Origin of the sequence: Rhodanobacter sp. FW104-R8 (assembly GCF_001617365.1) — a bacterium.
GTDB lineage: Bacteria > Pseudomonadota > Gammaproteobacteria > Xanthomonadales > Rhodanobacteraceae > Rhodanobacter.
This window is the reverse complement of the sequence record NZ_LVJR01000117.1, coordinates 16,426-41,728: the sequence shown is the minus strand read 5'-3', so window position 1 is coordinate 41,728 and position 25,303 is coordinate 16,426. Positions and strand designations below refer to the sequence as shown.

Below are 25,303 nucleotides of genomic sequence, written 5' to 3'. Positions count from 1 at the left end.
GCTCCGGCGTGCGCACCTGCACCGTGCCGAGCACGCGCGCCCAGTGCGCGCGCACCTTGTCCAGCGCGTCGGCGGCGCTGCCGTTGCCGCGGAAGCGCTGCACCAGCGCGCTGGCGTCGGCGGCGTCGCGGCCCAGGCCGAGGCGGAAGATCAGCTGGCGCTGCTCGCCGTCGTCCAGGCTCACCACCGACTGCAGCGCCGCGCACGGGTCGAGCCCGGCGCCGAGCCGGCCGGACAGGTGCGCGCGGCCCAGCCCGGCCGGCGCACGCATGCTGCCGTTGCGGCCGAGGAATTCGCTGCGGTCGCCGTCGATGCCGCGCGCGGGGTCGTCCACGTCGAGGAAGGCGACCCGGTTCGGGAACTCGCTGTTGTACGCGTTGCGCGCCAACAGCGCGCCGCTGGCCGGGTCCGACTCGGTGACCACGTGCATCGCGGTCTTCTCGCGCAGGTCGCCGAGCAGCCATTCGACATAGGCGGTGATGCTGAGCCGGCGCGGCGCGCCGGAGTCGTTGCGCAGCTTCAGCACCGAGAACTTCACCGACGCATCCAGCGCCACGTAGACCCACAGCTCGGAGTGGATGCCGTCCTCGTGGTGCTCGAACACGCTGTAGCCGAAGCCGTGGCGGGTGATGTAGTTGCCGCTGCCGCCGCAGGGCAGCGGCGTGGGCGACCACAGCTGGCCGGTTTCCTCGTCGCGCAGGTACAGCGCCTCGCCGCTGCCATCGCCGACCGGGTCGTTGTGCCACGGGGTGAGCCGGAACTCGTGCGCGTTCTCGCCCCAGCTGTAGGCGCTGCCGCTGTCGGAGATCACCGTGCCGAACTGCGGGTTGGCCAGCACGTTGCACCACGGCGCCGGGGTGGCGCTGCCGGCCGTCTGGGTGATCACGTACTCGCGGCCGTCGGCGCTGAAGCCGCCGTGCGGGTTGGCCAGCTGCAAGCCGCTCGAGGCATCGGCGCCGAGCACGGCGCTGCCGATGCGCCGCGGCCGGCTCGGCTCGAAGCGCGGCGCGTGGGTTTCCACGTGGCGGCGGTTGATCTGCTCGGCCAGGCTGCCGCGACTGTCGCTGAGCACCATCCGCGCGCTGGCCAGCATCACCAGCCGGTCCTCGCCGGAGAGCTGCTGCGCCGGGCGCACGAAGATGCCGCCGGGGCGGTCGAGCAGGCTGGCCTCGCTGCCGGAGGCGATCAGGCCCATGATCAGGTCGTGCAGTTCCTGCCGGTAGCCGGCGCGGTCCTCGTTCCAGATCACCAGGTCCACCGCCAGCCCCTTCAGCCGCCAGTACGCGTGCGCCTGCACCAGCTGGCGCACCAGCTCGATCCGCGACGGGCTGGCGATCTGCAGCAGCACGATCGGCAGGTCGCCGGAGACCGACTGCCCCCACAGCCCGGACTGGCCGCGCCGGTTGCCGCGCAGCACCGCCGGGTCGGCGCGCAGGGTGGCGTTCGGGTACAGGACGCCGGTGGCCATGTGCTCGTACAGCTGGGCGTCGGCGAGGCTGGCGTTGAGCTGGCGCAGCAGCACCTGGCTGTGCGTCCAGGCCAGGTCGAACACGCGGTCGGCGAGGTGGCGGTCGCGGTACTTGCCGATCAGCCGCAGGCAGTCGTCGCGCTGTTCGGCGAAGCCGGTGACGAAGTCGATGGTGGCGGTCTGCTCCGGCTCCAGCGTGATGCGGCAGCGGATCGCCACGATCGGGTCGAGCACCGGGCCGGCGCTGTTGGACAGCTGCGCCTGCTCGCGGTCGAGCATCTGCGGCTCGGCGGTGTCGCGGCCGCGGCCGATGAAGCGGGCGCGATCGGTTTCGTAGGAGATCTGGTCGATGTCGGCGTCGTGCACCGCCAGCAGGTGGAACAGCCACGGCGGCCGCTCGTCGGCGGCGCGCGGCCGCCGCGTGCACACGATCGCCTGCAGCGCCGGCACCAGTTCGGTCTGCACGAACAGCTTGCTGAAGGCCGGGTGCATCGCGTCGGCCAGCGCCGGCGCCAGCACCACTTCGGCGTAGCTGGTCAGCTCGATGGTGCGCCGGGTGCGGCCGCGGTTGGTGAGGTGGGTGCGGCGCAGGCCGATGTCGTCCTCCGGCGACACCACGATCTCGGTATGCGCGTCGAACTCGCGTTCGCGCACGCGGAACTCGGCGCGCGCGTCGGAGAAGATCGCCTCGTACAGCTCGGTCTTGCGCCGCGTGGGCTGGTAGGTGGTGGACCAGCAGTCGCCGCTGGCGACGTCGCGCAGGTAGCAGAACATGCCGCGGTGGTCGCGTGTGATGTCCTCGTGCCAGCGGGTCAGCGCCAGCTCGCCGCGGCGCACGTAGCCGCCGCCGGCGCTGCTCAGCATCACGTGGTAGCGGCCGTTGGAGAGCAGTTGCACCGCCGGTCGCGGGCGGTCCGGGTCGGTGAACACGCGCAGCCGCGCCTCGGCCGGCCGCGGCGTGCCGTCCGATTCGGGGAAGCCGGAGGCGTGCAGGTATTCGGCGGCGGTCTTCGGCACGCGCTCCTGCAGCAGCAGGCTGGTGGCCTGGAACTGCGGGTCGGATTCGAAGCGCCGCTGCATCGGCCGGTCCAGCAGCGCGTGGCCCAGCGCCAGCAGGCTCATGCCCTGGTGGTGCGCCATGAACTGCCGCACCAGCGCCCAGTCCTGCCCCAGCGGCAGCCGCGCCGGCGTGCAGTCGATCGCTTCGTACAGGCCGTAGCGCCCGCGCGCGCCGGCTTCGGCCAGCCGCTGCAGGTTCCGCGTCGCCGCCGCCGGTGCCACCATCAGCGCCAGCGCGCTGGCGTATGGCGCGATCACCACGTCGTCGCCGAGCCCGCGTTTCAGGCCCAGCCCGGGCACGCCGAACGCGCGGTACTGGTAGGTGAAGTGCGAGTCCAGCATGTTGTAGCCGGATTCGGAAATGCCCCACGGCCGGCCGATCTGGTTGCCGTACTCGATCTGCCGCGCCACCGCGGCGCGGCAGGTCTGGTCGAGCAGGGTGCCCTCGTAGCTGGGCATCACCAGGTTCGGCATCAGGTACTCGAACATCGAGCCGGTCCACGACAGCAGCACCGGCTCGCCGCCCACGGTGGTGAGCAGGCGGCCCAGGGCGAACCAGTTGTCCTGCGGCAGCTGGCCCTGCGCGATGCCGACGAAGCTGGCCAGCCGCGCCTCCGACGCCAGCAGGTCGTAGTAGCCGGCGTCGAGCCGGCGCTGGTCCGCGTTGTAGCCGATCGCCAGCAGGTCGCGCGCGCTGTCGTACAGGAAGCGGAAATCCATCTCGGCCAGCTCGCCGGCCTGCTGCGCCAGCCGTTCGATCGCGGCGATGCGTTCGGCCGCGCGTTCGCGCACGGCGTCGGCGCCGGCCTCGGCCGGCCAGCACAGCGGCTCGATCCGCGCCAGCTGGCGCAGGGCGGGGATGCCGCCGAAGCCGGCGGCGTCGTCGTCCGGCGGGTCGAGTTCGAAGGCGAGCGTCTCGTCGATCAGCCGGCTGGCCTGGTCGATCAGCGCGTCGAGCCAGAACGCCGTGTCGCCGGCGGGTTCGGGCGCAAGGGTCTGCGCCAGCGCGCGGGCGTGCCCGTCCAGCCGCTGCAGCAGCGCCAGTGCGGCGCTGCTGCGTTGCGGCGGGGCGTCCAGCGCGGCCTGCAGTTCCTGCTGCAGGGGCCGCAGCGCGCGGGCGACGTCGGCGTCGAGCGTGTCGTGCAGCAGCGCCAGCGTGTCGCCCAGGCCATGCAGCGCGCGCGGCTGGAACACCGGCTCGTCGGCCAGCCCCAGCAGGCCCCGGCGCAGGGTCAGCAGGTGGCCGGCGAGGTTGCCGCTGTCCACTGCCGAGACGTACAGCGGCGGCAGCGGCTGCAGGCTCTGTGTGTCGTACCAGTTGTAGAAGTGGCCGCGGTGGCGCGGCAGCTGCTGCATGGTGGCCAGGGTCAGCCGGGTGCGCTCGAGCAGGCGGCCGCCGTCGATGAAGCCGAAGTCGTGCGCGGCCAGGTTCGCCAGCAGCGCCATGCCGATGTTGGTGGGCGAGGTGCGGTGGGCGATCGCCGGGCCCGGCTGCTCCTGCAGGTTGTCCGGCGGCAGCCAGTGCTCGTCGGCGCCGACGTGGACCTCGAAGAACGCCCAGGTCTGCCGCGCCAGCGTGCGCAGGAAACGCCGCTGTGCCGCGCTGGGTGCGAACGTGTCCGGCGCGCGCGGCTGGCTGATCCACCAGGCGACCGCGGGCGAGCCCAGCCACAGCAGCAGCAACGGCGCCGCCAGCCACAGCGCGGCCGGACGCTGCAGCGCCAGCGCCACGCCCAGCAGCAGCGCCAGCGCCGGGCCGATCCCCATCAGCCGCCACAGCGCGGCGGCCGTGTTGCCGCTGCGCCGCTCGACCTCGCCGGAGGTCTGCCACTGCAGCAGGTGGCGCCGGCTGACCGCCATCCGCCACAGCGTGCGCACGATGGCGTCGAGGTGGTACAGCGCCTCGTGCGGCAGCCACGCCAGCCCCAGCGCCATCCGCGCGAGGTGCTGCATGCCGGCGCGGAAGCCGGCGCGCAGGTGCTGGTCGAGCTGCACCTCGCGCGGCTTCTGCACCAGTTCCAGCAGCGCCGACAGCAGCGGCGGCAGCAGCACCATCGAGAGCACCGCCAGCGTCCACGAGAGCGCCGGCACGATCGCCAGCCAGCCGGCCACCAGCAGCGCCAGCACCGCCACCGGCACCAGGCTGCGGCGCAGGTTGTCGAGGATCTTCCAGCGCGACAGTGCGGTCAGCGCATTGCGGCGCCAGCCGTCGCGCGCGGTCGGCGCCCACGGCAGCAGCCACGGCAGCAGCTGCCAGTCGCCGCGGATCCAGCGGTGGCGGCGCTTCACGTCGTCGCCGTAGCGGACCGGGCAGCTCTCGAACAGCTGCACGTCGCTGAGCAGGCCCGAGCGTGCGTGGCAACCTTCGACCAGGTCGTGGCTGAGAATGCGGTTCTCGGGGAAGCGGCCGTCCAGGGCGCGCTCGAACGGGTCGATCGCGTAGATGCCCTTGCCGATGAACGAGCCCTCGCCGAACACGTCCTGGTACACGTCCGAGACCATCTGCGTGTACGGGTCGATGCCGGCGTCGCTGCCGTACAGCTGCGCGTAGCGCGAGCGCGCGGTGCTGGGCAGGCTGATCCCCACGCGCGGCTGCAAAATCGCGTAGCCGCTGACCACGCGGCGCCGCTCGGGGTCGTACACGGCGCGGTTGAGCGGGTGGTCGATGGTGCCCACGAGCGCCTGCGCGGTGTCGCGCGGCAGCTCGGTGTCGGTGTCCAGGGTGATCACGTACTGCACCGGCGGGAGCGTCGCGATGTCGCCCACGATCAGCATGAAGCGGTCGTGCGCGTTGCCGCGCAGCAGGGCGTTGAGGTCGGCCAGCTTGCCGCGCTTGCGCTCGTGGCCCATCCAGCGTTGCTCGCCGGCGTTCCAGCGGCGCGGCCGGTGGAACAGGAAGAAGCGATTGGCGCCGGCGTCGGCGTAGCGCTCGTTGAGCGCCTCGATGCGGCGCCGCGCCAGCCGCAGCAGCGCCTCGTCGCCGGGCAGCGCCTCGCGCTCCGCGTCGGCGAAGTCGGTGAGCAGGGCGAAGTGCAGGTGATCGTCGCGGTTGCCGAGGAAGCGCACCTCCAGCGCCTCGACCAGGTCCTCGACGTCCTGCGCGGCGGCGATCAGGCTGGGCACCGCCACCAGCGTGCGCGCGCTGGCCGGGATGCCGTGCGTGTAGTTCATCCGCGGCAGCCGCCGCGGCGCGATCGCCAGCGTGGCCATCCAGTTGAGCAGGCTCAGGCCCAGCTGGCTGGCCAGCACGATCGCCGGCAGCGCGATCGCGACCAGCGCCCAGGCCGGCAGCCGCGCGTGCGCGGCGGCGGCGACCAGCGGCTGCGCGAACGCGAACGTCAGCAGCGCCAGCAGGCCCAGGTAGATCGGCAGCGGCGCGCGGTCGAAGCCGCGCCGCAGCCGTTCGCGCAGGCGCGGGCGGACGCCGAGCCGCTGCTCCAGCCGGTACCGCCCGCGGTCGATCAGGTAGTAGCCCACGTGCGCGGGCAGCGGCGCGGTGTCGTCGGCGCGGACCTCGTCCCGGCACAGCGCCACGGTCGCCTCGGCCACCGCCAGCTCGGTCAGCCGGTGCTTTCGCGCGATCGCCTCCACCATGTGGCGGTAGCGGTCGCGGGTGGCGAAATCCATCGCCGCGTAGACGCCGGCCGGATCCTCGCGCAGGCAGTGTTCGACCAGGCTGCAGCGTTCGACGAAGTCGCGCCAGTCGATCGCCGACAGCGTGCGCAGGCTGCCGATGCTGTTGCCGATCGAGACCTGGTTGGCGGCCTGCTGCTGCGCCTCCTGCTGCACCAGGTGCTCGACGCTCTGCCCCGACGCGGCCAGGCGCTGCTCGATCCAGCTCAGCGGCAGCGCCAGCGCCGGGCTCTGGCCCTGCAGCCGGCGCGCCATCTCGGCCACGAAAGGGCCGTTCATCGGCGGGTCCGAGCGCGCCATGTCGGCTACCACCAGCACCACCGAGTTCGGGTCGCGTTCGGCGGTGGCGGTCATGTTCTCGGCCCAGCGCGCAGCCTTGCCGCGGCTGCGCCAGTCCGCCATCACCCGCGCGGCGACGCGGCGCAGGTTCTCGATCAGCGCCAGCCGCAGCATGATCGGTATCGCCCACAGCTCGCCCAGGCTGAGTGGGGCCACGTCCTGGTAGGCGTCGACGAAGCGGCGCAGGCTGTGCGTGTCGACCCGGCCGTCGCCGTGCGAAATGATCTCCAGCGCGATGTCGTACACCCGCGGCAGGCCGGCCGAGGGCCCGTTCGCCAGCCGCGGCAGCTCGCGGCTGTAGCCCTTCGGCAGGTGCCGCCGCGCGATGCGGATCTGTTCCTCGATCAGGTAGAAGTTGTCCAGCAGCCACTCGCCGGCGGGGGTGACCCGGCGCCGCTTGCGGGTCGCGCTGGTCAGTCGTTCGCAGGTGTGCGCGAGCACCGCCTCGTTGTCGGCCAGCCGTTCCAGCAGCAGGTCCATGCTCGAGCGCGCGCTGAGCCGGTGCTGGCCGGCCAGCGTGCGGCCGTGCCGTTCCATCTGCTCGGTGCTGAACAGTTCCGCGCGCAGCGCCGGCTCCTGCTCCGGGCGCGTACGTGCGGCGGCGCGGCGGCGGCGGAACGCGTGCAGGCGACGCAGCTTGAGCAGGTCGAGCAGGTTGCCGATGTTCACAACGGTTTTCCTCGGGCCTCGCGACTGACCGGCCGCGAGGCATCCATGCGGGCGGAGCGTCGGCGTGGCCCGTGGGGGAATGGCCATCGCCGCTGCGCCCGACCTTACGCGCCGGCATGTGAAGGCCGCGCACGCTAGGATGGGCGCCCGACCTTTACCGGAGCCATGCCGTGCCGCTGCAGATTCGCGCCGCCACCCTCACCGATCTGCCCGCACTGGCCGCCTGGAACGCGGCGATGGCGTGGGAAACCGAGCACAAGCGGCTCGATCCGGCGACGCTGGAGCGCGGCGTGCGCGGCGTGTTCGAGCAGCCGCGGCGCGGCTTCTACCTGGTGGCCGAGCACGAGGGCGCGGCGGTCGGCTGCCTGCTGGTGACCTTCGAATGGAGCGACTGGCGCGGCGGCGACTTCTGGTGGATCCAGAGCGTGTACGTGGTGCCCGCGTCGCGCCGCGTCGGCGCGTTCCGCGCGCTGTACGCCGAGGTTGCGCAACGCGCCGCCACGGCCGGCGCGGTCGGCCTGCGCCTGTACGTGGAGACGGAGAACGACCGCGCGCAGGCCACCTACGAGGGGCTCGGCATGCAGCGCTGCCACTACTTCATGTATGAGGCGCTGCTGGCGGAGCCGGTTTTGTAGGAGCGCACCCTGTCCACAAGGGAGTCCCTTGTGGACAGGGTGCGCTCCTGCGGGCATGGCGTGGGGGCTGGCGGCTCAGGCGGCGACGAGCAGCTGCTGGAACGCCGTTGCCGGCACCGGCGCGCCGAACAGGAAACCCTGCAATTGCGAACAGCCGGCATGGCGTAGGAACGCGGCCTGTTCGCGCGTTTCCACGCCTTCGGCGACCACCTGCTTGCCGAGGCCGCGCGCCATCGCGATGATCGCGCTGGTGATGGTGGCGGTGTCGCGGTCGCTGGCGAGGTCGCGCACGAACACGCGGTCGATCTTCAGCGCGTCGATCGGAAAGTGCTTCAGATACGACAGGCTGCAGTAGCCGGTGCCGAAGTCGTCCAGCGACAGCCGCACGCCGCGCCGCTTGATCCGCTGCAGCAGGCCGGTGGTGGCGTCGCCGCCGGACATCACCATGCGCTCGGTCAGCTCCAGCTCGAGCAGCCCGGCCTCCAGCCCGCTCCGGTCCAGCACTTCGTCGAGCCAGTTGTAGAACTCGGGATGCTGGAACTGCAGCGGCGACACGTTGACCGATACCGGGATCGGCCGGCTCGCGCCTGCCTGCAGGCCCTGCCACCGCTGCGCCTGCAGGCAGGCCTGGCGCAGCGCCCACGCGCCGATCGGCAGGATCAGCCCGGAATCCTCGGCGACCGGCACGAACTGGTCCGGCGTGTACAGCTCGCGCCCGTTCGCGTGCCAGCGCAGCAGCGCCTCGGCGCCGACGATGCGGCCGCCGTGCGCGTCCACCTTGGGCTGGTAGTGCAGGTCCAGTTCGTGCCGCGAGAGCGCCTGGCGCAGCGCCGTCTCGATCCGCCGCCGCGCCCGCGCGCGCTCGTTCATCGACGCGGTGAAGAAGCGGTAGCCGTGCAGGCCCTGCGCCTTCACCGCCATCAGCGCGGTCTCCGCGTGCTGCAGCAGCGCGTCCGGCTCGACGGCGTCGTCGGGGTACACGCTGATGCCGATGCTCAGGTGCAGGCCCAGCTCGGCCACGCCCTCGACGCGGGTCTGCTCGCCGTGGTTGATCAGGGTCTGGCACAAGCTGGCCGCCTCGCCGACGCTGTCCAGGTGCGGCAGCACCACCACGAACTCGTCGCCGCCGTAGCGGCTGAGCAGCTCGTCGCCGGGCAGGCAGCGGTGCAGCCGGGCGGCGAACGCGCGCAGTACGCGGTCGCCCACCGCATGTCCGTGCTGCTGGTTGACCTGCTTGAAGTTGTCGATGTCGATGTACAGCAGCGCGGCGCGCTGCCGGCGCCGGTTCGCGGTGGCGATCGCCTGGCCGACCTGCGCGTGCAGCTGGTTGCGGTTGGGCAGCCCGGTGAGCGTGTCGTGCTGGGTCAGGTGGATCATCTTCAGCGCCAGCGCGCGCGTTTCGCTGACGTCGTGGAACACCAGCACGCCGCCGATCACGTTGCCGGCATGGTCGTGGATCGGCGCGGAGGAATCCTCCACCGGCGTGTCGAAGCCGTGGCGGTGGCGCAGCAGGGTCTTGCCGGCCAGGTCGACGATGGTGTTCCGCTCGATCGCCCCGCGCAGCGGGTTGGCCACGGCTTGGCCGTGCCGGGCGTCGATCAGCTGGAAGATCTCCTCGATCGGCCGGCCCTGCGCCTCGGTGCCGGTCCAGCCGGTCATCGCCTCGGCGATCGGGTTGAGCGAGGTGACGCGCAGTTGCGGGTCGGTGGTGATCACCGCGTCGCCGATCGAGCGCAGGGTCACCTCGGCCAGCTCGCGCTCGCGGTGCAGCGCGTCCTCGAACGCCTTGCGCTGGCTGATGTCCTGCACCTGCGACACGAAGTACAGCGGCGCGCCCTGCCCGTCGCGCACCAGCGACACGCTGAGCAGGATGTGCACCACGTGCCCGTCTCGGTGGAAGTTGCGCTTCTCCAGCTGGTACGACTCGCGCTCGCCGGCCAGCAGCTGCGCCATCAATGCCGCATCGGCCGCCTGGTCGTCCGGGTGGGTGACGCCGGCGATGTCCAGCGCCAGCAGTTCCTCCTCGCGGTAACCGAGCATCTGGCATACCGCCGCGTTGACGCGCAGGAAGCGGCCGTCCGGACGGGTCAGCGCCATGCCGATCGCGGCGTGCTGGAACGCGCTGTAGAAGCGCTGCTCGCTCTCGTGCAGCTGCAGCTCCAGGTCGCGGCGCTCGGTGATGTCGACCAGCGCGGTGAAGATGCCGCGGACGCGGCCGTCGGCGTCGAAATCCGGCTGGAAGTTACCGTGCGCGTAGCGCCGCTCGCGACCGTTGTACAGCTCGCCCTCGTAGCTGGCCATGTGGCCTGCGTAGGCGCGCTCCAGCGCCGCGCCGGCCAGTTCGTGGTTGCGCCGGCCGACCACGTCGACCAGGCGCCGGCCGATCAGCCGCTGCGGGTCGATGCCGAGCCAGCGGCGATGCGTGTCGTTGGCGAAGCGGAAGCGCTGATCGAGGTCGAGGTAGGCCAGCAGCGCGGGCGTGCCGCGCAGCATGTGCACGGGCCAGCCGATATCATCCGGAAGCGATGGCAATACCTCGGCAGGCGTAGGCGGCCGCATGGTCATTCCGTCAGCATGGCGCCCCCCTCGGCGCGCCGCCATCATGCGCCGAGTTGGTGCGCTTGCCCAGCCGTCGCCGGCGGGCGTCAGTGCGGGGCGGTCGCCGGTGCGCCGAGCCGGCCGCCGTCGTCCAGCACCACGCGGCCCAGCGCCTGCAGCTCGGCGGCGATCCCGTAGCGGTCGGCCAGCCGCGCCAGCAGCGGCCCCAGCGCCTGCGGCTGCAGCGGATAGCCGTGCGCCAGCGCGCGGGCATGGCCGTCGCCACCACGCTGCGCCACGGTCACCGCCACCACGCCCAGGCCGGGCGCCTCATGGGCGAACAGAGCCGGCGGGCCGCAGCCGGGTTCCGCAGCGGCCAGGGTCTCCACCAGGCAGCCGCTGGCGGCTTCGCTCGCACCTGCGTCGAGCGGCTGCAATTGCAGCGGCAGCTGATGCGCGTCGAGCAGCGCGGCGTACTGGCGCAGCTCGAACACGATGCCGGCGAAGTCGTGCGCACGCTGTCGGATCCCGTCGGGGTCGCGCGCGCCGCCCTGTTCGGCCAGCCACTGCGAGGGCGACTGCGCCAGCACCTTGCCGCCGGCGTAGCGCAGGGCCAGTCCGCGCGCACTCATCGTCGACTCGTCGTGGTACGGCGTGAGCAGCGCCGCCTCCAGCAGCACCCACAGCGGCGCCAGGTTGACGTGCTCGTACTGCACGCAGGTCAACGCGAGCAGGTCGTTGCGGCTGAAATAGCGCGCATGTTCCAGCCGGATGCCGAGCATGCGCATCAGCCAGTCGGCGGTGCGCGGCCCCATCTCGCCGCGGCCGACCAGATGGACCTCCAGCTGCTCGGACAACTCCTCGGCCTGTTCCGCCGGCACCAGCAGGCTCATCGGCAGCAGCCGCATCGGGCCGTCGGCATAGACCGCCGACGGTTCCAGCGGCGGCGCCGGCATGTGCCCCTCGTGGGTGCCGAACGCGACCACGTTCTCCAGGTGGTCGCGCGGCACGCGCCGGGCCAGTTCCTCCAGCGTGGTCCACACCGGGAAGCCCGGCCGCAGCAGCTCGACCTGGTCGAACAGCGCGCCGGCCAGCGCCAGCCGCGCGGCGTCGACCTGCGGCACGAGTCCATGCAGGTCGGCGGCGACCAGGGCGGCCAGCTCGGCGGCCTCGTCGCGGGTGAAGGTCATCCTCGCCGCCGGCTCGCCCGCGACCGGTTCCAGTGCCAGCACGACTGGCAGGGCGAGCAGCGTTTTCGTATCCACGAGCGGGGGTCCGGAAGACATCAAGAGACCGGATTCTACCATTCAGCGATTTGGGCTTTCGCCGCGCGGCATGGCGGGTTAGCCTTGACAAACTTGAGTGGTGGACTGTCCTGAGCATGGAAAACACGCAAAAGCGCGTCGGGGTGATCGGCGGCGTGCGCATTCCGTTCTGTCGCAACAACACCGCCTACGCCGACGTCGGCAACTTCGGCATGTCGGTGAAGGTGCTCGGCGCGCTGGTCGAGCGCTTCGGCCTGCACGGCGCGGAACTGGGCGAAGTGGCGATGGGCGCGGTGATCAAGCACTCGTCCGACTGGAACCTCGCGCGCGAGGCGCTGCTCAGCTCCGGGTTGGCGCCGACCACGCCGGGCATCACCACCGCACGCGCCTGCGGCACCTCGCTGGACAACACCATCATCATCGCCAACAAGATCGCCGCCGGGCAGATCGAGGCCGGCATCGCCGGCGGTTCGGACACCACGTCCGACGTGCCGATCGTCTACGGCACCCGCCTGCGCAAGCGCCTGCTGGCGATGAACCGCGCCAGGACGCCGCTGGACAAGCTGCGCGTGGCGCTGCGCGGGTTCTCCCTCGGCGAGCTGAAGCCGTCGTTCCCCGGTGTGGCCGAGCCGCGTACCGGCAAGTCGATGGGCGACCACTGCGAGCAGATGGCGAAGGAATGGCACATCGCCCGCGAGGCGCAGGACCGGCTGGCGCTGGACAGCCACCGCAAGCTGGCCGCCGCCTACGACGCCGGCTTCTTCGAGGACCTGCTGGTGCCGTTCCGCGGCCTCAAGCGCGACGGCTTCCTGCGCCCGGATTCGAGCCTGGAGAAGCTGGCCGCGCTGAAGCCGGCGTTCGACAAGGCCTCCGGCCAGGGCACGCTCACCGCGGGCAACTCCACCGGCCTGTCCGACGGCGCCGCCGCGGTGCTGCTGGGCAGCGACGCGTGGGCCGCGCAGCGTGGCCTGAAGGTGCAGGCCTACCTGCGCGACGCCGAGGTCGCCGCGGTGGACTTCGTGCACGGCGAAGGCCTGCTGATGGCGCCGACCGTCGCGGTGCCGCGCATGCTGGCGCGCCACGGGCTGAGCCTGCAGGACTTCGACTACTACGAGATCCACGAGGCGTTCGCGGCGCAGGTGCTGTGCACGCTGCGCGCGTGGGAGTCGGCGGATTACTGCCGGAACCGGCTCGGCCTGGACGCGCCGCTGGGTACGATCGATCCGGCGAAGCTCAACGTGCACGGTTCCAGCCTCGCCATCGGCCATCCGTTCGCCGCCACCGGCGCGCGCATCGTCGCCACGCTGGCCAGGCTGCTGGAACAGAAGGGTTCGGGCCGCGGCCTGATCTCGATCTGCACCGCCGGCGGCATGGGCGTCACCGCGATCCTCGAACGGCCATGAACGCGGCCGACTGAACATGCTGCGCCTGCGCACCACCACCGGACTGAGTCTGCTGGCGCTGGCGATCGGCGTCGCCGGCACCGGCTGGCTAAGTACGCTGACCGCCGCCTGGCCGGGACCGCCGGCGCGGTTCGCCGCCGCCGGCGGACGCGCCGCGCCGGCGCCGCGCACCCTGCCCTCGCCGCGGCGGGCGCACGGTCCGCCGCGCGCGGCGCCGCCGGTGCGCCGCATGGCCGCGGTGATCGACGGCAGCGAGGCGCAGGCCAGCGTGCCCGCGCCACCGCCGGAACTGGTGCCGCTGGCCACGCCCAGCGACACCTCGCAATCGTGGGACGAGCTGCGCGGCCATCTGGACGGCCGCGTGCTGCTGCACGTGGACATCGACGCCAGCGGCCGGGTCAGCGCCGCCAGCCTCACCGAATCCAGCGGCGACCCGGTCCTCGACACGCACGCCTTGCGCAGCGTGCGCGGCTGGCGCTTCGCCGTGCCGCCGGATCGCCCCGACGGCCTCAGCGGCGAACTGCCGATGCGCTTTTCCTCGCGCGGCGACGGCATCGCGAAGCTGCCGTAGGGTTTTGTCCAGCCATACGGCCCTGGTGGTTCGGGAGCAAAGAGCTTTCGCCCTCCGCAGGAGGACGAAAGCTCTTTGCTCTTGCTTCAAAAAACACAGTTGCGAAAGCGATTTTCTCGGAGCGCAAGGCACGGCCAGCAGTGATCACAGTACGCCCTTGGCGCCCACTCCGAACGCGGTGACCAGCCGCGTGATGATCAGCTTCGACGACAGCGCCACGTCGGGGAAATCGCCGACCGGCTCGTAGCAGGCGTAGAAGTTCGGGTCGGTGGCGCGCAGCGGCTGGCAGCCGGGCTTGAGGTCGTAGCTGGTGGCGTAGCGGAGCGGCCACAGGTCGAACAGCGGCAATTGCTCGGAGATGCTGCCGATGGCCTGGTTGATGTCGGTCAGCAGCGGTATCTTCGACTGCCGCGGCGCGATCACCCAGGCGTTTTCCGGCTGGGTGAGCTGGGTGATGCTGAGGCGCAGCTGGTCGGCGAACGCGTGGTCATAGACGATTACGCCAGCCTCGGTGTTGTAATGGTCCGAGCGCGGGTCGAAGTTGTGCGAGCCCACCATCGCGAACGCCCCGTCGATCACGATCGATTTCGCGTGCAGGCCGAAGCGGAGGCCTTCGCTGTGCAGCGGTGCCGGCCGGTTGCCGCTGCCGCGGCTGCCGAGCAGGTGGAAGCGGGTGCGCCGGGCCCCGGCCGGGCTCGTGGTTTCCGGCGGCAGGCTGGTCATGTCGGTGTCGAGGTTGGCCAGCTCGTAGTCCTCCATCGCGCTGGGCGCGTGTGGCTTCATCTCGTGGATCTCGAAGCCGAACTTTTTCAGGTAGCGCTTGCGGTGCTTGTACGACATCGCGTACACGGCGAACGCATCGGTCGATGCCAGCGAGTTGGTGGAGACGAGCACCTGCGGGGGCTCGTCGCGCCGGTGCAGGCGCCGGAAGATGCCCTGGGCGCGGCGGCTCATCACCAGGTACGGCGTCTGCAGCACCACCTGCTCTTTCGCCTCGCTGATCATGCGCATGATGTGGCGGGTAAATTCCTGCGCGCGCTGCTTGTTGGGCTTGTCGGTCTTCGACGGCAGGTCGCTGAAGTAGTCGACCTTGCCCACGCGCAGCGAAGGGTCGACCAGCCAGGCCTGCAGCCAGGCCGGATCCTCGGCCGCCTGCTGCACCTGGGCCACCCGCAGCGGCCGGCGGTAGTGCGGCGCCGGCCACGCGGGCGGCGCGGGGTCGGACAGGATGCGGCGGTTGACGTCGCGCAGGTGGGTGAGCGGTAGCGCACGCCGGTGGTTCCAGAACAGTGCGAAGCTGCTCGCCATCTGTGCCGCGGCGGGGCCGCCGACCATCACGTCGCGGTCGATGTAGTCGAACGCGTCGTCCCAGTTGAAGTAGCGGTCCTGGTAGTTGCGCCCGCCGGTGATGCCGATGGTGTCGTCCACCAGCAGCAGCTTGTTGTGCATGCGCTGGTTGAACTGCATGAAGCAGCACACGATGCCGGCGGCGAATTCCAGCGGCTGGATGTGCGCCTTGTGGAAGGTGGGGTTGTACAGCCGCACCTGCAGGTTCGGGCTGACCCGCGCCAGCCGGTCGAGCAGGCCCGGGTCGTTGAAGGAGAACAGCTGGTCGGCCAGGATGCGCACGCGCACGCCGCGCCGCGCCGCCTGCACCAGCTCGTCCAGCATCAGCTGGCCGGCGTCGTCCTGGTCCCAGATATAGGTCTGCACGTCGATCGTTCGGCGTGCCGCGCGCACCAGGTTGATCCGCGCGGCCATCGCCGGTGCGCTGTCGTCGAGCAGGGTGACCACATGCACCGGCTGCTGCGGCGTGGAGGCGGCCATCGCCTCGGTGGCTGCCTCGAGCAGCGGCGAGGGGATCGCGCAATGGTCGGCCCGGTCGCAGTCGCTGCGGAGGTCGGCGGTGGCGGCGACCACGGCGTCGGCGCGGCGGATCTGTGCGCGCGACACCGTGCAGCCCTGCAACAGCAGCAGCGCGAGCAGGAGCGGCAGGGCGAATGGGCGCAGGACGGGCATGCGGGGATGATACGGGGCGCGCGTGTTGCGTCCGTGTCCCTGGTGCGTTGACCGTGGGTGTGCGCCGGTCAGGGCGACCAGAACGCGTCCAGCCGGGCGTTGCCCGGTTCCAGCGTGCCGCCGAGGTGCAGCACCGCCAGCGCGCCGGGCGGCATGCCGCGGAATTCGTCGGAGCGACCTTCCACCAGCAGGGCAACCAGCCGCTCGATGCCGGGATTGTGGCCGACCAGCAGCACCGTGCCGGCACCGGCCTGCTGGTCGAGCAGCGCCAGCAGTTCGCCGGGCGAGGCGTCGTAGATTTCGTCGGCCATCTGCGGCACCGGCGCGCCGTCGATCGCGGCCAGCGCCAGCCGGGTGGTCTCGCCGGCGCGCCGGGCCGGCGAGCAAAGCACGCGGTCCGGCCGCAAGCCGTGGTTGGCCAGCCACAGCCCGGCGGCCTGCGCCTCCTGCTCGCCGCGTGCGCTGAGCGGTCGCTGGCGGTCGTCACCGGCGGTTTCTATCGGCACGGCTTCGGCGTGTCGCAACAGGATCAGTTCGTGCATGGAGGACTCCGGGGATGGGTTGGCGGGGCGCGCGGCCGCCGGCATGGCGCGCCTCACGATTGCTGGCGCTTGATCCAGCGCAGCAGGGCCTTCCAATCCTGCTGGTGGCTGCGGACCTGTTCGGACTGGTAGTCGAAGATGCCTTTGCCGAGGCTGGCGAGCAGCACGTAGGCCTGGCTGTCGCGCAGCTGCGCGGCGATCGGGAACGGCGACTGCTCGGCGAGCCGGGCCAGCGCGTCCTGGCTGGCGTGGGTCCACAGCTTGAGCCGGTTGGCGACCAGCGCCACCGGCAGCTTGCCGCGGTGGATGCGGCGGATCGACTGCAGCTCGCCGAGGAAGCGCAGCGTGGCATCGAGGTCGAACGAGGAGGGCAGCACCGGCACCAGCAGCACGTCCGCCGCGTCGAGGTACGGCTCGAGTTCGGCTTCACCGGAGCCGGCGGGGGTGTCGATCAGCAATTGCTCGGTGTCCGCCGGCACGCGTTGCAGGTTGCGCCGGCCGCTGTCGAAGGCCAGCACGCCGGGTACGCTGTCGGGCCGCAGTTCGGCCCAATGGAAGCTGGAGTGCTGCCGGTCGGCGTCGATGATCGCGGTGCGCTGCCCCGCCTGGGCCCAATGCGACGCCAGTTGCGTCACCAGCGTGCTCTTGCCGCAACCACCCTTGCTGCTTGCCACCAGCGTCGTAAGCATCGGATCACCCCTGCCACGGAAGGTGGTCCAAGCCTAGCGGGCAAGGTGGGAAAGGGGAATGGGGGTGGAGCGAGGAGTGGGTGGAGAGGAGTGAGAGGCGTGCCGCGTCTTCGGCTTCTCTCTCACTGCGCACTCCTCATTTCTTGCTTCTCGCTCCCGCCGGCTGCCAGTCGGCAGGGGCTTCGGTGGGGATGTTGCGGTCGCGCAGGGCGGCCAGCAGCAGGCTCGTCTCGGTGCCGCCGTTGCGGGCCAGGGCCAGCAGGTGCTGGGCCAGCGCCGGTTCGTCCTGTGCCTGGGCCAGCAGCCGGGTGAAGTTCTGCACCTGCCAGACCAGGTGGCGACGGGCGTCCCGGGCGTCCTGCTGCTGGGCCGGGTCCTTGGCCAGCACCTCGCGCAGGTGCAGGCCGAGCGAGCGGGCGAGCGGGCTGGAACCCCATTCGAGAGTCTTGCCCAGCTTCAGGCAGTCGGCCCGGATCGAGGCGTCGTCGCCGGCGTTTTCGCACAGTTTGGCGACCAGCGGCAGGCTCGGCTGCGGCTGGGTGCCGGCCAGCCCGAAGACCAGCACGGCCTGCATGCCGGCCGTTCCGCCCGGATGCGCCGGGTCCAGCGCGGCGGGCGGCGGCGGCAGCACGCCGACAGCGTTGGCCAGCGCCTTCAGGCTGGTGCCGGTGTAGTCGTCGTACAGCTTGCCGGCGGCCGCCTTGGCCAGGTCCTCGCGGGCGGCGTCCTGCTTCATGTCGTGCGCGTCGACACCGAGCTTGACCAGCCATGCGGCGGCGTTGTCCGGTGCCTGGCCGAGCAGGCGTTCCAGTGCGGCGGCGTTCGGGCAGGCGTCGGCCTGCGCGTCGCAATCGGCCAGTTGCGCCCAGAACAGCGCGGCATCGGCGCCATCGGCGCGGGTGGCGCGCTCGATCAGCCGGTGGAAGCTGTTTTCCGGAGGCTGATTGAACAGCGGCCGGGCCAGCAGGGCGGCGCCGAGCAGCCGTTGCGGGTCGTCGTTCGGCGCCAGCACGCTGACCAGGTCGCGCTGGAACGCGAGCTGGGCCTTGTCGCGGGCCTGGGTCGCCTTGTCCGGGGTGGCGCGGGCGCTATCGGCGGGGGTCTTGCCGGCGAATGCCGGTGCGGCGGCCAGCGACAGGGCGCAGGCCAGGGCGAGGCTATGCCATCCACGCATCATGGGGTCGGCTCCGCAATCGGGCAAAGCGCGCAGCATACCTCCCGCGGATTAAGCGCGGCTGATCCATCGGTCGGCGAAGACGGAGCGGGGCGGCAAGGCTTGCTAGGATGGGGTTCCCCGGCGCAGGGCCGCGCCCCCCACGATCATCGTTCGGGAGACGCGTAGTGGATCATCTGTCGACATTCGCCGACGGCGCACCCTGGTTTGTCGGCTGGGGTACGCTGGCCCTGATCAATGCCGCGCTGGCACAGGGCAGGAACCGCAGCGGCCTGCTGTGGTTCCTGCTGTCGTTGCTGTTCGGCCCGCTGGCCACCTTGCTGCTGGTGCTGCTGCCGAAGGTGCGCTCGAAGATGTTTTGAGCGACGGGATTCGGGATTCGGGATTCGGGATTGGATATTCGGAAAAGCAGCAGGCCGCGGCTCTTCCGAATCCCGAATCCCTGCTCTTACTCCCCCAGCGCCTCGCGCATGAACTCCGGCTGGGCCAGCGCGGCCTTGTGGATCTCGGCGTTGTAGTAGCGGGTGGGGAAGTTCTTGCTGAGCGCGCCGCGCTCGCGGAAGCCGGACAGGTCGCCGCCCTTGCGCGCCATGGTGCAGCTCCACCAGCCGGTGGGGTAGCACGGCTGCGGGAACGGCAGCGTCTTCACCGCGCTGAAGCCGGTGGTGCGCATCGCCGAGCGCATCGACTTGATCAGCTCCAGGTGGACCAGCGGCGATTCGCTCTGCTGCACCAGCAGGCCGCCGTGGCGCAGCGCCTTGTGGCAGCTGGCGTAGAACGCGGCGTTGAACAGGCCCTCGGCCGGGCCGACCGGGTCGGTCGAATCGACGATGATCAGGTCCAGCGAATCGGGCTCCGCCTCGGCCATGTACTTGATGCCGTCGATGAACAGCAGCTCGGCGCGCGGGTCGCCGTTCGCCTCGCACAGCTCGGGGAAGTACTGCTCGGCCAGGCGGGTGACGCGCTCGTCGATCTCCACTTGCACCGCATGCTCGACTTCCTCGTGCTTGAGCACCTCGCGCAGCGTGCCGCAGTCGCCGCCGCCGATGATCACCACGCGCTTGGCGCGCGCGTGGGTGAACAGCGCCGGGTGGGTCATCATCTCGTGGTAGAGGAAGTTGTCGCGGCTGGTCAGCATCACGCAGCCGTCGATCACCATCAGGTTGCCCCAGTCGGTGGTCTTGTGGATCTCGATGGTCTGGAACGGGGTCTTCTCCGCGTGCAGCAGCTGCTCGGTGCGGAAACCGATGGAGGAACCGGAAGCCTGGTGGGCTTCGGTGAACCAGCTGGCTTCATTCGAGGTGGGCTGCTGCGACATGGCGGGTGTTCCTGGCGTACCGGGTGGAAGGACAAAGACCGCCAATTGTAGCGACAACGGCGGTGAACGTCCCGAAAGCGCCCGGTAGCGATTTGCGCATATCGTCACAGCCGCCCATTACAATGGCGCTCGGCATGGCCGGCGCAGCGCGCCGGCCGCCGACCAGTCCGATCGGCCCCGCGGCGTGCGAGGCTTCCGGTCGCTCGGGCTCGTGCTCGTGTAGAGCTAAAGCGTCAAGGCTCGCCGCTGCGACGACATCATTCGTTTGCGCGAGGAGCAACGCTGATGGCGAACCATTGGACTGTCGACACCGCCCGCCACACCTACGCCGTGCCGCACTGGGGCGACGGCTACGTGGACGTGGATGATGCCGGCGAGATCGTGATGCGCCCGCGCGGCGCGTACGGCCCGGCGCTGTCGCTGCCGCGGATCGTCGAACGCGCCTGCGCCGAGGGCCTGCGGCTGCCGCTGCTGGTGCGTTTCCCGGACATCCTGGCCGATCGCCTGGCGCGGCTGCAGGGCGCGTTCGCCAAGGCGATCGGCGAGTGGCACTACGCCGGCGGCTACACCGCGATCTACCCGATCAAGGTGAACCAGCAGCGCGGCGTGGCCGGCGAGCTGGTCGCCGCCGGCAGCCACGGCTTCGGCCTGGAAGCGGGCTCCAAGCCCGAGCTGATGGCGGTGCTGGCGATGGCGCGGCCCGGTTCGATCGTGATCTGCAACGGCTACAAGGACCGCGAATACGTCCGCCTGGCGCTGATCGGCAGGAAGCTCGGCCTGCGCGTGTTTATCGTGATCGAGAAGCTGTCCGAGCTGGACCACGTGTTCAGCGAGGCGCAGGCGCTGGGCGTGGAGCCGCTGCTCGGCGTGCGCGTGCGGCTGGCCTCGATCGGCGCCGGCAAGTGGCAGAACACCGGCGGCGACAAGGGCAAGTTCGGGCTGTCGCCGAACCAGGTGCTGACCCTGGTCGAGCGGCTCGACGCCGCCGGCCTCAAGCACACGCTGAAGCTGCAGCACTTCCACATGGGCTCGCAGATCTCCAACGTACGCGACATCGCCAACGGCATGCGCGAGGCCACCCGCTATTTCGTCGAGCTGCGCCGGATGGGCGTGCCGCTGGAGATCGTCGACGTGGGCGGCGGCCTCGGCGTGGACTACGAAGGCTCGCGCTCGCGCAGCCACAACTCGATCAACTACTCGATCGAGCAGTACGCCTCGACCATCGTGCAGTCGCTGGCCGAGGCGGTCGAGGCCGAAGGGCTCGACGCGCCGCACATCCTCACCGAGGCGGGCCGCGCGATGACCGCGCATCACGCGGTGATGGTGGTCAACGTGACCGAGGTGGAGCCGGTGCCGGCCGGCGCGATCCCGCCGCCGTGCGCGGACGAGCCCGCGGTGCTGCGCCGGCTGCGCGAGACCTGGGAGGAACTCGACCGGCGCCCCGCGCTGGAACTGTTCCACGAGGCCCAGCATCACCTCAGCGAGGGCCAGACGCTGTACGCGCTGGGCCAGCTGGCGCTGGCCGACCGCGCGCGGCTGGACGAGATGTACTACGCGATCGCCAACGCCGTGCGCGCCCGCCTGCTGCCCGCCGAGCGCTCGCACCGGCAGGCGCTGGACGAGCTGGACGAGAAGCTGGTCGACAAGTACTTCGTCAATTTCTCGGTGTTCGAGTCGATCCCCGACGTGTGGGCGATCGGGCAGATCTTCCCGATCGCGCCGATCGCCCGGCTGGACGAACGGCCGGCGCGGCGCGGCGTGATCGTCGACCTCACCTGCGACTCGGACGGCCGCATCGACCACTACGTCGACGCCGAAGGCGTCGACGTCAGCCTGCCGCTGCACGCGCTGCGGCACGGCGAGAGCTACCGCCTCGGCATCTTCATGGTCGGCGCCTACCAGGAGACGCTGGGCGACATCCACAACCTGTTCGGCGACACCGACGCGGTCAACGTGCGGGTGGAGGGCGACGGCTACACCTTCGCGCATATACGCCGCGGCGACACCACCGACCTCATGCTCGACTACGTCGGCTACGACCTCGAGGCGCTGCGCCGGAGTTACCGCGAACGCATCGCCGGCGCGGGCGTGACCGGCGCCGAAGCCGCGAAGCTGTATGACGCGCTCGACGGCGGGCTCACCGCGTACACCTACCTGGCCGAGGACGCCCGCTGACGACGTGATGGGGCGCGCGGCCTGCCCCAAGGTCCGATGGCGGCGGTCGCGGCGGTCCCTACAATCCGGTGGATGGTCGCGCCGCCGTGGTCGCGCCTTCCCCATTCCCATCCAAGGAGCAACGCATGACAAGTCTCAATGGCAAGGTCGCCCTGATCACCGGCGCGGCCAGCGGCCTCGGCAAGGCGATTGCCGAGCTGTATGCGAAGCACGGCGCCAGCGTGGCGATCGCCGACATCAACCAGGACGCCGCGGACAAGGTGGCGGCTGAAATCAATGCGGCCGGCGGCAAGGCGCTCGGCGTGGCGATGGACGTGACCAGCGAGGAGGCGGTCAACGCCGGCACCGACAAGGTGGTCGCTGCATTTGGCCGTCTGGACATCCTGATCTCCAACGCCGGCGTGCAGATCATCAACCCGATCGAGCAGTTCGCCTTCGCCGACTGGAAGAAGATGCTGGCGATCCACCTCGACGGCGGCTTCCTCACCACCAAGGCAGCGCTGCAGCACATGTACCAGGATGACGGTACCGGCAGGAGCCGCGGCGGCATCGTGATCTACATGGGCTCGGTGCACTCGCACGAGGCATCGAAGCTGAAGTCCGCCTACGTCGCTGCCAAGCACGGCCTGCTCGGCCTGGCACGCACGTTGGCCAAGGAAGGCGCGCCGCACAACGTGCGCTCGCACGTGATCTGCCCCGGCTTCGTGCGCACGCCGCTGGTCGAGAAGCAGATTCCCGAGCAGGCGAAGGAGCTGGGCATCAGCGAAGCCGACGTGATCAAGAACGTGATGCTGAAGGACACCGTCGACGGCGTCTTCACCACGGTGGAGGACATCGCGCAGACCGCGCTGTACCTGGCCACCTTCCCGTCCGCCGCGCTGACCGGCCAGAGCATCGTGGTCAGCCACGGCTGGTTCATGCAGTAATGGCGGCCACGCACGATCCGGCGGGGTCGTTGGCCGCGGCGGTGGCCCGCGATTACCGTACCGTCGCCCTGGTGTTGCAGGGCGGCGGCGCGCTCGGCGCCTACCAGGCCGGTGTGTTCGAGGCACTGGACGAGGCCGGCCTGCAGCCCACCCGCCTGGCCGGCATCTCGATCGGCGCGCTGAACGCGGCGATCATCGCCGGCAACGCGCCCGAGCGACGGGTGGAGCGGCTGCGCGAGTTCTGGGAGGCAATCTGCCGCCCGCCGCTGTGGCCGGACACGCCGGCGCTGCCCTGGTTTGACGCCGTGGCGTGGCCCACGTCATGGCTCAACGGACTGAGCGGCCTGGCTGCCTGGCGCGCGATGACCGAAGGCCAGGCCGGCTTCTTCCGCCCGCGCCAGCCGTCGCCGTTCATGGGTGCCCACGCCACGCCGGGCAGCGTGAGCTGGTATGACACCGCGCCGCTGCGCAGCACGCTGGAGCGGCTGGCCGATTTCGACCGTCTCAACGATCCGCGCGGGATGCGCGTGGCGGTGGGTGCGGTGAACGTGCGCAGCGGCAACTTCGCCTACTTCGACAATCGCCGCGAACGCCTGCGTTCCGAGCACTTCATGGCCTCCGGCGCGCTGCCGCCGGGCTTCCCCGCGGTGGAGATCGACGGCGAGTTCTACTGGGATGGCGGCATGGTCTCCAACACCCCGCTGTACGAAGTGCTGAGCGAACGCCCCGGTTGCGACACGCTGGTGTTCCAGGTCGATCTGTGGAGTGCCCGCGGCACGCTGCCGCGCGACCTCGCCGACGTGGCCGAGCGCAGCAAGGAGATCCAGTACTCCAGCCGCACCCGGCTGGTCACCGAGTTCATGCGCCGCACGCAGGAACACCGCCGCCTGCTGCACGACGTGATGGCGCTGGTGCCGGCCGAGCGCCGCAGCGACCCGGCGTATCGCCATGCCGAGGCGCGCTCGGCGGTGGCGCTGACCAACGTGATCCACCTGATCTACCAGGACCGGCCGCACGAAGGCCATTTCAAGGATTACGAGTTCAGCGCCGCCAGCATGCGCGGCCACTGGCAGAGCGGGCGGGACGATATGCGCCACACACTGGCGCACCCGCACTGGCTGGCCGTGCCGGATCCCGAACATCCCTTCGTGACCCACGACGTGCATCGCGGCAACGGCGGCTGAAGGCTCGCGGTCGGGCAGCGCCGGCGCAAGCCTTCAGCCATCCCGAGCCACCTGCAGCCCCGCCGCCGACTGGCTGGTCGGCATGATTTCCAACCGGGTGACGTCGAGGTGCGGCGGCAGGTTGGCGATCCACCAGATCGTGTCGGCAATGTCGCCGGCGGTGATCGGGTGGACGCCGGCGTAGAGCTGGTCGGAGGCGGCCTGGTCGCCGCCGGTGCGCACCAGGGTGAACTCGGTCTCAGCCATGCCCGGCTCGATTGAACTCACCCGCACGCCGCTGCCGTGCAGGTCCACGCGCAGGTTCTGCGAGAACTGGGTGACGAAGGCCTTGGTGCCGCCGTAGACGTTGCCGCCGCGGTAGGCGTAGCTGCCCGAGATCGAGCTGATGTTGACGATCGCGCCGCGGCGCGCGATCAGCTGCGGCAGCAGCAGGTGGGTCAGCGTCACCAGCGCGGTGACGTTGGTGTCGATCATCTGCTTCCACTGCACGAGGTCGGCCTGCTGCGCCGGCGCGGTGCCCAGCGCGAGGCCGGCGTTGTTGACCAGCAGGTCGATGCCGGCGAACGCGGACGGCAGGCCCGCGTGCGCGGCGCGCATCGCCGTCTCGTCACGAACGTCGAATGCCATCGGGTGCACGCGCTCGGCGCCGTGGCGCGCCACCAGTTGCTGCAGCCGTTCCATGCGGCGGCCGCTGGCGATCACCCGCCAGCCGCCGGCCACGAAGCGTTCCACGGTGGCGGCGCCGAACCCGGAGGTGGCGCCGGTGATCCAGGCAGTTTTGGTCGTCATGGCCGCCAGTGTAGTGGCAGGCACGATGACGCGCGCGAATCCGGGCGACCGTGCTTCCTGTCCCGGCCGTCCGGATCGGGTGGCATGACTCACTTGCTGGAGGCGATGTAGCTCAGCTCCGCGTTGTAGCTGTCCACGTGCGAGGACTCCTTCGTGACCACGTCGCCGATCGACTGTCGGATCGCGGCGGCTTCGCTCTTGCCGTACACGTTCTCGACCATCTTCCACACGCCGGGGTCGGGTTCCGTGCCCAGGTCCGCCCAGCTCTTGCCGGGGATCACCAGGATGAAGTCGGGTGCGCCGTCGCCGGCGTCGACCAGCCGGCCGATCTGGTAGTAGTGGGGCCAGTTCGACTTCGTGGCGGCGGCGGCGATCTTCTTCGCGGCGGCCATGAAGGTCTCCGCGGCCTGGTGGCCGGACTTGAGCGTGAAGTAGGTGACCTCGATGAACGGCGATGCAGGACCCATGTCCTTGGGCTGGTGGCTCAGCTCGGGCATCGCCTGCAGGAACGCGCTGGACTCGCTCTTCAGGTGCGGGTTGACGTCGGACTTGATCACCCCGAGGCACGCCTTGATCGCAGTGTCCATGGCGTCGAAGCTGGCCCACGGCACCGGGTCGGACACATAGGAGTAGCTGTAGGTATCGCCGGTTTCGTGCGTCCAGGCCGTCCAGTTGTACTTGAAGCCGTGCTGGTGCAGGCACTGGTTGAAGTTCTTGGTGCCGGCCTCGTACGCCTGCTGGTCGGCGGGCGCCACCATGTCGGTGAAATCGCGGATGACGCGCACGTTGTCCGCCGCCTGTGCGCCGGTGCACGCCAGCGCGAACGCCAGCGCCAGCCAGACTGTGCTGATCTTCATGTGAACCTCCCCTGGGCACTTGCCCCCTTGCGTCGATAGGACATCCCTTG

General features: G+C 70.8%; 17 protein-coding genes. 7 read left to right on the top strand and 10 right to left on the bottom strand.

Annotated features, from left to right (window positions below; all coding sequences use genetic code 11):
* On the bottom strand, window positions 1-7,168 hold a 7,168-nt coding region (locus RHOFW104R8_RS15270), incomplete at its 3' end, for a glucoamylase family protein (RefSeq protein WP_068205464.1).
* Between the two features lie 170 nt (window positions 7,169-7,338).
* Between RHOFW104R8_RS15270 and RHOFW104R8_RS15265 the strand changes: the two genes are divergently transcribed.
* The gene (locus RHOFW104R8_RS15265; protein WP_068096346.1) at window positions 7,339-7,803 is read left to right on the top strand and encodes a GNAT family N-acetyltransferase; all 465 of its coding nucleotides are present in this window, start codon (window positions 7,339-7,341) and stop codon (window positions 7,801-7,803) included.
* Window positions 7,804-7,878: 75 nt separating this feature from the next.
* Here RHOFW104R8_RS15265 and RHOFW104R8_RS15260 read toward each other — a convergent pair whose 3' ends face one another.
* Together RHOFW104R8_RS15260 and RHOFW104R8_RS15255 are read right to left on the bottom strand one after the other, a co-directional pair.
* Window positions 7,879-10,296, bottom strand: coding sequence for a GGDEF and EAL domain-containing protein (locus tag RHOFW104R8_RS15260; RefSeq protein WP_235604457.1), 2,418 nt, complete (start codon window positions 10,294-10,296; stop codon window positions 7,879-7,881).
* A gap of 152 nt (window positions 10,297-10,448) precedes the next feature.
* Window positions 10,449-11,606, bottom strand: coding sequence for a hypothetical protein (locus RHOFW104R8_RS15255; protein ID WP_068096345.1), 1,158 nt, complete (start codon window positions 11,604-11,606; stop codon window positions 10,449-10,451).
* Between the two features lie 116 nt (window positions 11,607-11,722).
* On the opposite strand from RHOFW104R8_RS15255, the gene RHOFW104R8_RS15250 reads away from it, so the two are divergent.
* On the top strand, window positions 11,723-13,009 hold the full coding sequence (locus tag RHOFW104R8_RS15250; protein ID WP_068096343.1) for an acetyl-CoA C-acetyltransferase: 1,287 nt from the start codon (window positions 11,723-11,725) through the stop codon (window positions 13,007-13,009).
* Window positions 13,010-13,025: 16 nt separating this feature from the next.
* Complete coding sequence (locus RHOFW104R8_RS15245) at window positions 13,026-13,580, top strand: energy transducer TonB (protein ID WP_068096341.1); 555 nt, start codon at window positions 13,026-13,028, stop codon at window positions 13,578-13,580.
* Window positions 13,581-13,724: 144 nt separating this feature from the next.
* Here the strand turns inward: RHOFW104R8_RS15245 and RHOFW104R8_RS15240 are convergent, their stop codons facing one another.
* The 4 genes from RHOFW104R8_RS15240 to RHOFW104R8_RS15225 all read right to left on the bottom strand — a co-directional run bounded on the left by RHOFW104R8_RS15240 (window position 13,725) and on the right by RHOFW104R8_RS15225 (window position 18,007).
* A complete protein-coding gene (locus tag RHOFW104R8_RS15240) occupies window positions 13,725-15,599 on the bottom strand; it encodes a phospholipase D family protein (RefSeq protein WP_068096340.1) in 1,875 nt (624 codons plus the stop codon).
* A 68-nt stretch (window positions 15,600-15,667) separates the two neighbouring features.
* A complete protein-coding gene (locus tag RHOFW104R8_RS15235) occupies window positions 15,668-16,141 on the bottom strand; it encodes a histidine phosphatase family protein (protein WP_068096339.1) in 474 nt (157 codons plus the stop codon).
* A 53-nt stretch (window positions 16,142-16,194) separates the two neighbouring features.
* A complete protein-coding gene (locus tag RHOFW104R8_RS15230; RefSeq protein WP_068096337.1) occupies window positions 16,195-16,830 on the bottom strand; it encodes a ParA family protein in 636 nt (211 codons plus the stop codon).
* A 136-nt stretch (window positions 16,831-16,966) separates the two neighbouring features.
* Window positions 16,967-18,007: a hypothetical protein gene (locus RHOFW104R8_RS15225; protein ID WP_068096335.1), complete on the bottom strand. Its 1,041-nt coding sequence runs from the start codon at window positions 18,005-18,007 to the stop codon at window positions 16,967-16,969.
* Window positions 18,008-18,171: 164 nt separating this feature from the next.
* Here RHOFW104R8_RS15225 and RHOFW104R8_RS15220 point away from each other — a divergent pair, with 164 nt between their 5' ends.
* Entirely contained in the window at window positions 18,172-18,366 is a 195-nt protein-coding gene (locus RHOFW104R8_RS15220) for an antitermination protein NusB (RefSeq protein WP_068096333.1), read from the top strand.
* 86 nt (window positions 18,367-18,452) lie between these two features.
* On the opposite strand, the gene speE is transcribed toward RHOFW104R8_RS15220, so the two are convergent.
* Entirely contained in the window at window positions 18,453-19,322 is an 870-nt protein-coding gene (gene speE, locus RHOFW104R8_RS15215) for a polyamine aminopropyltransferase (RefSeq protein ID WP_068096332.1), read from the bottom strand.
* A gap of 285 nt (window positions 19,323-19,607) precedes the next feature.
* Here speE and speA point away from each other — a divergent pair, with 285 nt between their 5' ends.
* The 3 genes from speA to RHOFW104R8_RS15200 all read left to right on the top strand — a co-directional run bounded on the left by speA (window position 19,608) and on the right by RHOFW104R8_RS15200 (window position 23,607).
* The gene (gene speA, locus RHOFW104R8_RS15210; RefSeq protein WP_068096330.1) at window positions 19,608-21,497 is read left to right on the top strand and encodes an arginine decarboxylase; all 1,890 of its coding nucleotides are present in this window, start codon (window positions 19,608-19,610) and stop codon (window positions 21,495-21,497) included.
* Window positions 21,498-21,622: 125 nt separating this feature from the next.
* Window positions 21,623-22,423: a 3-hydroxybutyrate dehydrogenase gene (locus RHOFW104R8_RS15205; protein ID WP_068096328.1), complete on the top strand. Its 801-nt coding sequence runs from the start codon at window positions 21,623-21,625 to the stop codon at window positions 22,421-22,423.
* The gene (locus RHOFW104R8_RS15200; RefSeq protein ID WP_068096327.1) at window positions 22,423-23,607 is read left to right on the top strand and encodes a patatin-like phospholipase family protein; all 1,185 of its coding nucleotides are present in this window, start codon (window positions 22,423-22,425) and stop codon (window positions 23,605-23,607) included. Before RHOFW104R8_RS15205 ends, RHOFW104R8_RS15200 begins: the two co-directional genes overlap by 1 nt.
* Window positions 23,608-23,640: 33 nt before the next feature.
* Here RHOFW104R8_RS15200 and RHOFW104R8_RS15195 read toward each other — a convergent pair whose 3' ends face one another.
* Window positions 23,641-24,396, bottom strand: a complete 756-nt coding sequence (locus RHOFW104R8_RS15195) for an SDR family NAD(P)-dependent oxidoreductase (protein ID WP_068096325.1) — start codon at window positions 24,394-24,396, stop codon at window positions 23,641-23,643.
* Between the two features lie 89 nt (window positions 24,397-24,485).
* Entirely contained in the window at window positions 24,486-25,253 is a 768-nt protein-coding gene (locus tag RHOFW104R8_RS15190) for a hypothetical protein (protein ID WP_068096323.1), read from the bottom strand.
* Window positions 25,254-25,303: the final 50 nt, after the last annotated feature.